10 protein-coding genes are annotated in these 12,631 nt (G+C 39.0%); 3 read left to right on the top strand and 7 right to left on the bottom strand.

Features of this window, described 5'->3' with window-relative positions; all coding sequences use genetic code 11:
- The first annotated feature begins 111 nt into the window (after positions 1 to 111).
- Entirely contained in the window at positions 112 to 783 is a 672-nt protein-coding gene (locus I6N95_RS23495) for a DsbA family oxidoreductase (RefSeq protein ID WP_209531994.1), read from the top strand.
- 71 nt (positions 784 to 854) lie between these two features.
- Here I6N95_RS23495 and I6N95_RS23490 read toward each other — a convergent pair whose 3' ends face one another.
- The 3 genes from I6N95_RS23490 to trhO form a co-directional block, all read right to left on the bottom strand.
- The gene (locus tag I6N95_RS23490; RefSeq protein ID WP_245249843.1) at positions 855 to 1,796 is read right to left on the bottom strand and encodes a N(5)-(carboxyethyl)ornithine synthase; all 942 of its coding nucleotides are present in this window, start codon (positions 1,794 to 1,796) and stop codon (positions 855 to 857) included.
- Between the two features lie 197 nt (positions 1,797 to 1,993).
- Entirely contained in the window at positions 1,994 to 2,791 is a 798-nt protein-coding gene (locus I6N95_RS23485) for a DUF817 domain-containing protein (RefSeq protein WP_245249842.1), read from the bottom strand.
- Positions 2,792 to 2,955: 164 nt separating this feature from the next.
- Positions 2,956 to 3,921, bottom strand: a complete 966-nt coding sequence (trhO, locus tag I6N95_RS23480) for an oxygen-dependent tRNA uridine(34) hydroxylase TrhO (protein ID WP_209531989.1) — start codon at positions 3,919 to 3,921, stop codon at positions 2,956 to 2,958.
- A gap of 306 nt (positions 3,922 to 4,227) precedes the next feature.
- On the opposite strand from trhO, the gene I6N95_RS23475 reads away from it, so the two are divergent.
- Positions 4,228 to 4,653 carry a NusG domain II-containing protein gene (locus tag I6N95_RS23475; RefSeq protein WP_209531988.1) on the top strand — a complete coding sequence of 142 codons (426 nt, stop codon included), beginning with the start codon at positions 4,228 to 4,230 and terminating at the stop codon, positions 4,651 to 4,653.
- A 62-nt stretch (positions 4,654 to 4,715) separates the two neighbouring features.
- On the opposite strand, the gene I6N95_RS23470 is transcribed toward I6N95_RS23475, so the two are convergent.
- The 3 genes from I6N95_RS23470 to I6N95_RS23460 form a co-directional block, all read right to left on the bottom strand.
- Positions 4,716 to 6,665: a heavy metal translocating P-type ATPase gene (locus I6N95_RS23470; protein WP_209531986.1), complete on the bottom strand. Its 1,950-nt coding sequence runs from the start codon at positions 6,663 to 6,665 to the stop codon at positions 4,716 to 4,718.
- A 254-nt stretch (positions 6,666 to 6,919) separates the two neighbouring features.
- Positions 6,920 to 7,684: an AAC(3) family N-acetyltransferase gene (locus I6N95_RS23465; RefSeq protein ID WP_209531983.1), complete on the bottom strand. Its 765-nt coding sequence runs from the start codon at positions 7,682 to 7,684 to the stop codon at positions 6,920 to 6,922.
- A 13-nt stretch (positions 7,685 to 7,697) separates the two neighbouring features.
- Positions 7,698 to 8,600, bottom strand: coding sequence for a prenyltransferase (locus tag I6N95_RS23460; protein ID WP_209531981.1), 903 nt, complete (start codon positions 8,598 to 8,600; stop codon positions 7,698 to 7,700).
- Between the two features lie 161 nt (positions 8,601 to 8,761).
- Between I6N95_RS23460 and I6N95_RS23455 the strand changes: the two genes are divergently transcribed.
- Complete coding sequence (locus I6N95_RS23455) at positions 8,762 to 9,739, top strand: polyprenyl synthetase family protein (RefSeq protein ID WP_209531979.1); 978 nt, start codon at positions 8,762 to 8,764, stop codon at positions 9,737 to 9,739.
- Between the two features lie 75 nt (positions 9,740 to 9,814).
- On the opposite strand, the gene I6N95_RS23450 is transcribed toward I6N95_RS23455, so the two are convergent.
- A complete protein-coding gene (locus tag I6N95_RS23450; protein ID WP_209531977.1) occupies positions 9,815 to 12,487 on the bottom strand; it encodes a coiled-coil domain-containing protein in 2,673 nt (890 codons plus the stop codon).
- Positions 12,488 to 12,631: the final 144 nt, after the last annotated feature.

Raw genomic sequence — 12,631 nt, 5'->3', positions numbered from 1 at the left:
ATACATTCCCATTGTACAAATCAAATCATTGACATTTTTCTTTGGAGGTACTAGACTGATAAAGAATAACGGCTTACTAAATGTAAGTTAAAAACCAAAAGAGGTGCATTCATGAAAATAGATATTTGGTCTGATTTCGCTTGTCCGTTTTGTTACATCGGCAAGCGTCACTTAGAAACTGCTTTAAATGGTCGTGAGGATGTGGAGGTTGTTTTTCACAGCTTCGAGCTTGACCCGCAAGCCGCCACTCACTATGAAGAAGACATTCACCAACTGATTGCCAATAAATATGGCATTAGCTATGAACAATCTAAGGCTAACAACGATCAGGTCAAACAAATGGCTGCTGCAACAGGATTAACTTACGACTTTGATGCTATGCAACCAACCAACACTTTTACTGCTCATCGTTTAGCTCAATTCGCTAAAGATCAAGGCAAAGGCAATGAATTTGTCGAAGCCGGCATGGCTGCTTATTTCGCTAAAGGGGCGTTCTTAAATGATGAAGAAACCTTAGTGACCATCGGAACCAGCGTGGGCTTAGATGAATCCGAGCTACGCCGAATCATCAATTCCACAGACTATCTGGCACCCGTCCGAGTTGATCAGACAAAAGCCATGGAATTAGGCATTCAAAGTGTCCCCTTCTTCTTAATTGACGATCAATATGCCATCAGCGGCGCACAACCGGTTGCAACCTTTGAAAACGTCTTAAAACAAGTCCCAACTGTGAGACAACCCAGTAAGGGACTAAATTGTGAAGATGGTTCTTGCAGTATTTAATCACACTTAATCAACCCCACAACAAATAAATAAGGCTTTGGACATCAGTCCTAGCCTTATTTCCTTTGCTCTTAGCGACTTGCTAGTTGTCCCTCTCTGGTAATCAACGCTTCTTCCAAAACTTGATTCGGCTTCCCACTCATCAAATCATCTAAATAAGTTGCAACCACCGTTGAGATTGATTGACTGGACTCTTGAAAGAAAATACTCGGCGTATGATCAACGGCATAGTGAATCACACCATCAATTGTATAAATAGGCTCTTCCATCGTCGTTGGGATCGAACTCTCAATCGCCCCATGCTCATCGCAACTGACATCAATCAACAATGTACCGTTTTTCAAGCGCTTTAAATCCTCTTGATAAATTAAATGATCCTGTCGAGAACGATCCCACAATGTACCGTTGACAACCACCTCATACATTGGTAACTCTTCACGGAATAAGTCTTCTTGTCGTCGGTTAAAGACTGTCACGTTGGCACCAAGTTGATTCAACAACTCGATTGCCCCTTGAGCCACATTTCCACGGCCAATCACGGCTACTTTTTTGTTTTGAGGTAATTTTCCAATAAGTCGAAAGGCATCGATAACGGCGGCTCCGCCTGCTAGTTGATTGTTGCGCCAAAAGCTATGGCGCCCCTTTTTATACATATTAGCCCACTCGTAAGCAGTCAATTTATTACGTTGAAGTACAGCTAGGCGCTCTGGGTTCGCTTCAGCGTGAATCCATCCAAAAATCGTCTGCCCAGGTTGGAGTTGAGTTAAATAACCTGCATCGCCAATTTTAGGATCCGCGACAATTTGTTGACTCAAGGCTTCCTCCCGTGAAACGATGTGACATCCTAACGTTCGATAGTCTTTATCTGAAATCTGCATCACTTCACCATAATTCTTTTCAAAATAAAGCTCGGATTTATATGCTAACTTTCCAATATCAACCGGCAATAGCCCTCGGCGATGTTCATTTTCTTTGGAACTGATGACAAATCCAACCGTTTTTACATTGTTCATTTTTTTCATACTCCTTCTTCTAAGTAAGCAGATGAAACCAGATGACTGACGGCAGTGTCCGAGCAGGCCCCAAAAAAGCAAGCGTGCTTCACTAAACTAATAAGTGACTCCCTCTAATCTAACACAAAAATACAGATAATAGGTGAATGACGGTTTATCGACTCTCCCATCCTCATCTATTATCTGTTAATTAATTTCTAGTCCACAAGTCGTTCTCGCTTAATCTGTTTTAATTCAGCCACCAACATAATGCTGATAATAATCAGTAAATACCAGCTAGTAATTTTTCCAAGATGAACAGGACGCCAACGTTCCAATTGATCAGGATATGCCCAGGCTCCAAGGAAACTAGCAATGTTTTCAGCCAGCCAAATAAAAAAACCGATGAGAAAGAACGAGAGGGTCATCGGCATGGTTAACCTCAGGTCGTCAACTTGAAATGAGACGCGCGTTCGGAAAAAGACCACAAAAACCAAGCTGATTAACCACCACCTAAAATCCCATATATAATGATGGGTGTAGAAATTAAAGTAAATCCCACCACATAACAACCACACAATCACTGATTTAGGCCAATGAGCAACGTGTAAATCAAACACTTTCCAAGCTTTGCAGATATAACTGCCAATACTCGCATACATAAAACCACTGTAAAGTGGCACACCACCAAGCTTAATCAGCCCTGGTTCAGGATAGCTCCATGAGCCTACTTGAATCTTGTATATTTCCAAGGCCAAACCTATAACATGAAACAGCATGATCACTTTAAATTCGTCCAAGGTTTCAAATTTTATTCCCAATAAGACCAATTGTATCAAGACACAAATCACAAATAAAAGATCATACCTGGCAATGCCTGGAATACTGACTACTTTTGTCACAGCTAAGGCCACAAAAATCAATGCAGGAAACAAACAACAACGCACTTGATTCATGCCAAATGTCCAAAACAGAGCAGCCCCTTTCTTCAAAGATACACTCTCACTAACGTCCATCTCCAACCTCCTAACCCTTTCACTATTAGTCTAGCGGTTAGTATGATACCCGTCACAGATCTTAAGAACTCTTTAGCAATTAATAGATTATTTACTAAAAACCTAATATTGTTTAAAAATTCTTAAAAAAGGAAGCCACCTTTAAGATGACTTCCCTCATTACATTAAACTGTTTCTTTAGCTAGGCTTTCACCTAAGGCATTTAAACGCGCTTCCCACTGATCGTGGCTTAGCTCATGTTCCACGACATAGCGGTTAGCCTCATGAACGCGACATTCCGCAGAACAGCCACGGAGATATTTATGTTCGTTCTCTTCTGAAGCAATCATTTGACGATTACAATAAGGATTGGAACAGTTACAATAACGTTCACAAGGTTCCCCATCAAACCAATCTTTCGCAATCACCACATGCTCCACATGATTGATCGGCACGCTTAAACGTTCGTCAAAGACGTACATCATACCGTCCCAAAGATCACCACGAACCTCTGGGTCCCGACTGTACATGGCAATACCGCCATCTAATTGACCGACGTCTTTAAAGCCTTCGCGGACTAACCAGCCAGAGAATTTCTCACAACGAATACCGCCTGTGCAATAAGTCACCACGCGTTTTTCCATAAATTGCTCTTTATTGTCTTGAATCCATTGTGGCAAATCACGGAAGTTACGAATATCTGGACGAATTGCCCCACGAAAATGACCGAGATCATACTCGTAGTCATTACGAGCATCAATTACAACCGTGTTATCGTCCATTAGAGCCTCGCGAAAGTCTTTAGGCGATAAATACTCACCTGTTAGCTCGTGAGGGTTAATATCGTCTTCTAGGCTCAATGAGACGATTTCTTCGCGAGACCGCACATGCATCTTTTTAAAGGCATGACCATCAGCTTGATCAATTTTAAACAACGTGTCTTTAAAGCGAGAATCATTGTGCATAGCATCGATATATGTTTCCGTATCCTCTGTCAACCCTGACAGAGTGCCATTAATTCCTTCACCAGCCACTAAAATACGACCTTTTAAGTTAAGGGACTTACAGAGAGCCAGGTGCTCCTTTGCAAATTGTTCTGGATTCTCGATGGTAACATATTGATAATATAGTAATACTTGGTACTTCTTCAACCTAATTCCTCCTAATTTGAAAAGCCATTTGCAGATTCTCCGCCTTTTCGAAGTCACCTCATCGGCTTGTCTTAACTAATATCGACCTTAGCTTCTTTCATAAAACGCCCTGACAGAAAACAAGCCAAAAAATTCGTTCATTAAAATTATAGTGTAAGTACTACTAAAACATCAACTTTATTGCTTATTTCACAAAAATCGGAGGAAGTCTGGCAAATTAATTAGAAATAGTTGACTAGCTGATGTTTTCTGGTTAATCTAATCTATAGACAATGAATTAAACTATCGCGTATTGGAGCGGAAACTATGTTCTGGAAAGAAATCAAAACACAATTTAAATTATTCGATGGCATCATCATCGTGGTCCTTATTATTTTATCTTTTGCGCCTTATGGAGTATTAGCAATTACTCAAAAGGATTTAAGTATCAGTACCAAGCAGACAACAGCCATCATTTCAATTGACGGCAAGGAAGTCGACCGTTTTACATTATCAGAAGATACTGAACATCAATTGGTGACCTATCACCCTTCCAAAAAGCAGTACAACATTGTGGAAATCGAAGGTACTCGAATTCGTGTCAAAGAAGATAACAGCCCTGATCAAATTGCTGTTAAAACTGGTTGGATTAGCAAGCCTGGCCAGACATCCATTTGTTTACCTCATCGGTTAGTCGTGGAAATCGTCGGCGTTTCAGACGATCCTGACGACGATATGATTATTACGTATTAAAGCAAAAAAGATCTAGCTTACGCTAGATCTTTTTTGTCTATCAAATGAAGCGTTCCTGACTGTTACTTTTTGATCGGCAACAGCAGTCTTAAGCCATTAAAGATAACCACCAACGTACTGCCTTCATGAACTAAAATACCGATAGGTAAATTCATTTTGCCGAAGATGTTTAAAATAACCAAGAACACCACCACAGCCATCGAAAAGTAGATATTTTGCCAAACAACCTTATCTAAGCGTTTCGCTATTTTATGTGCATAACTCAATTTTGTTAAATCATTATTCATGAGAACTGCATCAGCAACATCCATCGCCACATCTGTCCCATCTCCCATCGCAATCCCAATATCAGCATTCACTAAAGCGGGGGCATCATTTACCCCATCACCCAGCATGGCCACGACGCCAAACTTAGCTTGTTGATCTGCGACAATTGCGGATTTATTTTCAGGCAAAACATTGCCGATAATTTCGTCCATTCCCAGTTGTCTCCCAATAGCTTGCCCTGTTTTTTCTGAATCCCCTGTAATCATCGTTGTGTGAATTTGTTGAGACTTCAGGTAACTAATAACTCCTTTAGCATGCTCATTAGGGACATCCATCATGGCAATTAAACCAACCACATGCTCATCCTCTGAAATATACACAACAGTTTTCCCCTCATCTGAATAACGATGATTTAGGTCCCTCATGGTTTGGGATACATCACTAAAACTTTCTGGTTTTCCAATCCGATAAACACGATTGTCAATTCGTGATACTAACCCTTTCCCAATTTCATTTTCCACTTCTAAACTCAATTCTGTCTGACACTTGAACTTAGCTAAAATCGCATTAGCTAATGGGTGATTGGCTGTTTTCTCCATCGCTACAATAATATCTACAACATATTGTTCCTGAGTAGTGTCAATAAAAAAATAATCTGTCACTTGAGGTTTACCCGCTGTTAATGTGCCTGTTTTATCAAAAGCCACTGCTTGAACATCGGCAAGATTAGAGAGATAGGAGCCTCCTTTAAAAAGAACGCCTTTTTTAGCTAGGTTAGATATCGCAGATAAAGTAGCTGACACAGCACTAGCTGCTAAAGCGCAAGGGGACGCAACTGTCAGAAAAACCATCCCACGATAAAAACTTTCATACCAATTCCATCCCATAATAAAAGGCATCACCACAATGAAGATGGGAACCATTAGTAAAACACTTTTAACATAAATTGGCTCTAGTTGTTGAATTTTAGTTCCTGTCTTTGTTAAATTAGATTGAGACTGATTGACTAACTGTAAAATTTTGGCAAATAAGGTATCCCGACTGTCCTTCGTCACCTCCATAGTGAACGTGCCATTGCCATTAATTGTACTACCAAAAACATCATCCCCAACGCTCTTTTCCCGAGGGATGCTCTCACCGTTAATGGAGCTTTCATCAATTGCACTGTAACCAGTTAAAATAATGCCGTCTGTGGGAATTTGATCGCCATTTAAAACCTGCAAATGATCACCAATGGCTAAAGATGTCACTTCTACTGTCTTTGTGGAACCATCTTCTTGAATCAACCGCGCCTCTGTCGGATTCATTTTCATTAAATTAGTTATTTCCCGTCTACTTTTTCCTTCAGCGTAGTCTTCCAAAAAATGAGCTGAGGCAAAAATGACAATTAATAGCGCTCCTTCTTCAAAATCACCGATTAATGATGCTCCTAAAGCCGCTAAGGTCATTAACACGTGAACATTCGGGGTAAACTTCCCTTTAGCTTTTGTAGAAGCAATCGTATCACTAATCCCTTCTTCAATAATGTGATAACCCGACATCAACATGGCCAACACATACATCCCATTTTGAAGTATTCCCTCATCAAGGAACAACGCCAACAAAAAAGCCGCTAAACCAACAAAAAAGAGTATGACTGGCATTTTCCCATGATCGTGATCATGAGAGTGTCCATGTTCATGCTCATGATCATGATCATGATGGTCGTGTTGACAATCATGAACGTGGTCCGTTGTTTTTTCCATAAGTTTTCTCCTCTTTCCTCACTTACTTTATATAAGTCATAAATGAATACCTGTTCATGTGTTTAGTATACAATGTTTCCTTAAAATGTGCAAGAGATTTTGCTAAAAAAAAAGCGAAAGGCATCAAAACGGAATGATTTCTATTTATACGCAAAAAATAATGAACACATTTTAAGAAAAAGTTCTATAAAAAGCGCAAAAAGACCTTAAAATAAAGGCCTTTCACTCACTATTTCCTTGGTTACTGCTTTTCTTTAATACCAACTAACCGGAATCGCTTGATCGTCTGTAAATAAATCCGGTTCTCTCCTCAATAGGGCTGAAACCAACTCATAAACTGGTTTGGCTTCAATGACTGATGATGACGCCTTACCAATTGAGCCTTGACGAATCAACTGATGCGCAATAAAGGGCTCATAAAGCTTATCATAATGTTGAGACACATCGCCAATATGTCGGTGCTGAGGCGATTGGATAATTCCCGTAGGCAATTTGATTTGCAGCAATTCCCGCTCGTCTGTTAAACGTTTAGGAATGTCATTCCACTCTTCTACGCCATGAATAAAGGTATTGCTTTTCAACGTGGCACCTAAAAATAAAATTTTAGCCTCCATATCCAATAATTTCCCCCAACAGCCTTGACGACCACAAGGGGTATCAATTAGCTCCTCGCCTGCCACGAACGACTCTGCCCCAGCGCCAAACGCTGCTACTGAATGAGTCGGGTGAAGTGAACGAAGGACACCAGCTTGAGCCATAAAAATATTAGGTAAAATCCCAACACAAGCAGGTTCAGTTGCCGGATCAAACAGGGGGTTCTCTTGATTAATCTTCCCCCATGTATGGGTTGGCAAAATCAAAAGACCTTCATTGAAATAACTCATCAATGCTTGAACCAGTCCGACAGGTCCTCCTTCAAACTGACCAACAGCTTTATAAGATGAATGAACTAACAATTTATCCCCTGGAGAGATACCTAAAGCTTGTAATTCATTAACTAACGCCTTTTTCGTATGCATTCGCTACTCCTCCTTACAATAATGCTCCCACAACAAAAAGTATGGCATAAAGCATAACCGTTAACGCCAGATTCTTAATTGCCAAAGGGAAAGTTTCCAATTTAATTTGACGGTTGGAAAAGGCTGAGATATTCTTAAAAATCACTGGAAAAATTAGCCACATTCCTAAAACTAACCACGGCACTAAACCAATAATAACAGCTACCGTCACAACAATAAAGGGCGATAATCCCAAAAACCAAAACAGACGTATAGCAGCCTTTTTACCTATATAAAATACCAAGGTGTGGCGGTTATTCAAAATATCTTCTTCTAAATCACACGTATTATTAGCCAACATTAAATTGGCAATCGCAAAGACCGCTGGGAGAGACATAACTAAAACTTGCCCCATTAATTGCCATGTAAACGGTGCTAAATCATAGATATTGAGATAGACACAAATCAATGGAATCACAAATCCCATTGCTAGTCCCGATGCTACTTCCCCAACAGGCATACTAGACAGTGGTTTAGGACCCGCAGAATAAAAAATACCTACTGAATAGCTAATCATACCTAACCACAAAATCACCCAGCTCGTTTGTGAGGCTAAATAAATCCCCATAACCGCTGAAACAACAATAAAGGCAATCATCAAATTACGCACCAATGGCAGTGATAATTTCTCTCTGCCAATAATATTGGTCTCATCTTTATACTCATGAACATCCGTAGCATTGTGATAATCCATGTAATTATCCAATATATCAACTGCCATATTAAACAAGACCATGGCAACAAAAAAGAACAACATATTACCAACATACACCTGCTGATAATGAAACCAACTATAAGCCATTCCTAACACAAAAGGGAAGACACTTGCTGTTTTAGCTTTTAATTCGACCAACTCTGCAAATACTTTCCAACTCATTATTTGACGCCCTCTTCCTAAAAATCCATCATTTTCACATATTTATTTGATTATCTCCTAATTCTCTCAAGAAGTCTAACATTCCTAGAGCAATCAATTGACACAATCTTCATTTTAAGCTAAATTGGAATTAGTGTAAAGAATAGTGCAGGAGGCCTGATATGGCGATTCACCCATTATGGAATAAATACCCAACAATGCAAGAACAATTAATAGAAACACAAAAAGTAATGAATAAATCGGTTAAAATTCGCAATAAAGAAATGACAGAAGCCCTGCAATTGTTTTTTGAAGCTGGCGGCAAGTTGCTTCGTCCAGCCTATTTTCTTCTGTTTAGCAGTTTTGGACATGTCCCTAATAATAAAATCAAGTACCAAATGGCAGCCTCACTTGAAATACTGCATGCCGCGACCTTGATTCACGATGACATCATTGACGACTCTCCAATTAGAAGAGATTGTCCATCAATACAAGCAGCTTATGGCAAAGATATTGCTGTTTACGCTGGCGATTTTTTATTTACAGTTTATTTTCAGTTATTAGCAAATTCATCTCAAACAACAGAGGCCTTAGAGTCAAACGCCCTCAATATGAAACGAATTTTGGTTGGTGAATTAGACCAGATGCACTTACGGCATAATTCCCGTATTAGCATTAAACAATACCTGCAACACATTAAAGGAAAAACGGCTCAATTATTCCAATTCAGCTGCTATCAAGGAACTCAAGTAGCCAATACTTCTCTTCGCGTGCAAATTTTAGCCCAGCGAATTGGTTATCAAATTGGCATGGCTTTTCAGATTTTAGATGACGTACTAGATTTTACATCAACTGAAGCCGAACTTCATAAACCGATTTTAGAGGACATTCGAAATGGTAACTACACTTTACCATTGATTTACGCGATGGCGGAAAATCGTGATGCCTTTATGATCTTAGAAAAAGGCCCTGAGCTGACTGATGACGATATTCAATTAGTGGTGGCTAACATCAATCGCTACCACGGTCTTGAAAAAGCTCAAAAGTTAGCAACCCGCTATACCGATAAAGCCTTAGCGGACATTGCCAAATTACCTGATACCCTTGAACGGCAAATACTCACAGAACTAACAGAACGCTTATTAAATCGGCAAGATTGACCTCAAAAACAGGGTGGGACTTATGTCCCACCCTGTTTCAGTTTCACGACTATTATGCAACAGACGCACTTCTTTTTATTTTGACTCTATTTCTTCACAATACAATTCCAAAAACTGATTCAATAAAGCATACGCTTGCAACATGCTTAACGTTTCGAGATTGGTCACATAATTAGCTTTATTAAACATCGGCTTGCGCACATTAAAATCCAAGTCTTCTTTGAAATTCGGTAAATGATCAATAAATTGTTGAACCCAATTTAAAAATTCGTCATTGTTCCTTCCTTCCTTGTGTAGCATTGCTTGGCTCCATTGATAATCTAAAAAATCAATGGCTGTAATATAGGAATAATAATCATCCCGTTGTACTTTTATCCGCTTTTCATGTTCTGGTTTCTGAGATTGTTTGAACAACTCTCTAATTTTCAGTTCTAATTGATATTTTGAGCTTGTGACAACATTCCCCGTATTTGGTAACAACGTTGACTTTGTGGCTATATCAGCTGGTCGTTCCACATTGGCAATTTGTTCATTGACAGACGCCTTTAACCGTTCTCGCATACTTTCAATCTTTGGTGAAACTTTAGGTTGGTTTTTATCTCGTTCACCTAAGTGACGAAAATCCGCATCCATATGAACATCAGAAAAACGTTTAATTTGACGGAATTCCTGAGTTATTTCAATAGCAGGCATATTGTATGTATGATGGTCATCCCCTGTCTCTAGCGGCGCTACTAACTCCGTATCTCCTTCTTTTGCCTCCTCAACAACTTGTGCCGTTTGCTTTAAGACTTCTTGAGGTTTTTCACCAATATCTTCTCCCTGCCGTTCGACGCGTTCATCCAACTCTTCCAGAACTTGTTGAAGGACTAAAACCTTCCCCTTAGCTTCTTCAGAATTTTCTTCAACTGATCGGACTGGAGTAGCCACTTTTTTAGTGACTTCTGCCAATTTTTTTAACGAAAGAGTCTTATTTAGCGACTCTTGATCAGAGTTAGTTCCACTGGTCAATTCCTCCGACAAGGATGTTTCAATTTCGGCTTCCACGCTAGGTTGTTGCTGTTTAGCCTTGTGTAGATCAACAATCAGTTTATCGTCTGATACCTTTTTGGGCTTCACTTCTTGGTGTTTCCCTTTTCTCATCTCATCATACAGCTGTTGCAATTTTTCTAGCTGTTCATTTTTAAGTTGGATATCCTGCTCAACTTGTGATCTAAATGATGCATAATCGGCTTCCAAGGTATCAATTTTAACCTGACGGCTAACCAGCTCTTGATCCATTTGATTGTATTTATCGTGCAGATCATCCAGCTGTTCTTTTTTCATTAAAATGTCTTGTCGAACTTGTTTTCTAAATGCTTCATGATCCGCTTCTAATTCCACAATTTGGTATTGTTTGGACAAGTCGTCTGAAATTTTGGCAAACTTCTCCCGTAAGCCTCCAAGCTGCTCATCTTTCTGCTTAATATCATGCTCTGCTTGGGCGGTAAATTTCTTTTGCTCTTGTTCAATTGAACTGATTTGCTCTTGTCTTTCTGTTAATTCATTCGTCATCAAACCATATTTAGTTTGCAGTTCGATCAATTCTTGATTTTTTTTATTTAACTCACTTTCAGCTAATTCCTTAAAGACTTCAAGGTTACGCTCTAATTTACTAACTTTTTGTTGACGGCTTATCAGCTCTAAACTTATCTCTTCATGCTTGCGCTCTAACTCTGCTAATTCTTCGTTTTTAGCGATTAATTGCTCTTCAGATTGTTGTTTATAGCGTTCAAAATTAGGAATCGACTCATCCAATAAATGCTGTTTAGTGGTTAACTTTTCTTGTAGATCTTTGACTTCATTATTTTTTCGGACAATATCTTCTTCTGTTCGTTCTCTATAAAGATGATGATCTTGCTCAATTTTCTTGATCTTCTCTTCATAAAAGGACAGTTCGTCTTCTAATTTTTCATAACGCGTTTGCAAAATATCCAATTGTTCGTTTTTATTTTCAACATCCAACTCTGCTTGCTTTCTAAATATTTCATGGTCCCGCCCAATATTGTTAATTCGTTGTTGGCGAGCAGCTAATTCTTCATTTAATTGTTCATAGCGTCCTTGTAAAATATCCAGTTGATTACTCTTAGCTTGAATATTACGGGCAGCTTGTTGACGAAAGTGTTCATGATCTTTCTCTAAATCATTGATCCGTTGTTGCCGAGAAGATAAATTTTTATCCATTTGTTTGTATTTTGCTTGTAAACGATCCAAATAATGATCTTTTTCCTGTAAATCCTGTTCTGATATCTCACGGTATGTTTTATATTCCAATTCCAACTCATCAATTTGTTTTTGACGAGCCGTTAACTTTTCATCTAAATGATTGGCCTTGCTAATATCAATTTCTCGTAAACATACCGCCAACAGTTCCGCTGCCTTGTCTTTCAGATCATTCGTTTCTCCTTTGATTCGCCGTTGTCCGCGTTGAAAATTGACGCTTAAGGCAAAATCGCCTGCTTCACTGAATTCATAGTAAAGCTCATGTAAGATGAAGTTGGGGAAAAATCGATTCCAGTATTCCATAAAACGATGACTTGCAGGTTCAAAAAATTCTGTAGGAATCCCTTGCTGTTTACAAAAAATGGTTAGTTGCATTAATTTAGCATAATCAATGGTCGCTTCTTTTAATAAAACAGTTGTCTTTGCATTACGTTTTTGGACTTCTTTAAACATTCGGGACTTCATGTGAATGACATGCTGCAACATAAAAATCCACCTTTCTAAATACTTTTACCTGTATTAATAACTATAGGTCGTTTTTCGAACGATATATATACACTTTTTTTACATTTTCAACAATATACTTCAATAGTACCCATTTATTCAGTCTGTGTAAAGAGAAAGTTACGA

This window comes from Vagococcus allomyrinae (genome assembly GCF_017829975.1).
GTDB classification, from domain to species: Bacteria; Bacillota; Bacilli; order Lactobacillales; family Vagococcaceae; genus Vagococcus_D; species Vagococcus_D allomyrinae.
This window is presented reverse-complemented; position numbering and strand designations above follow the sequence as displayed.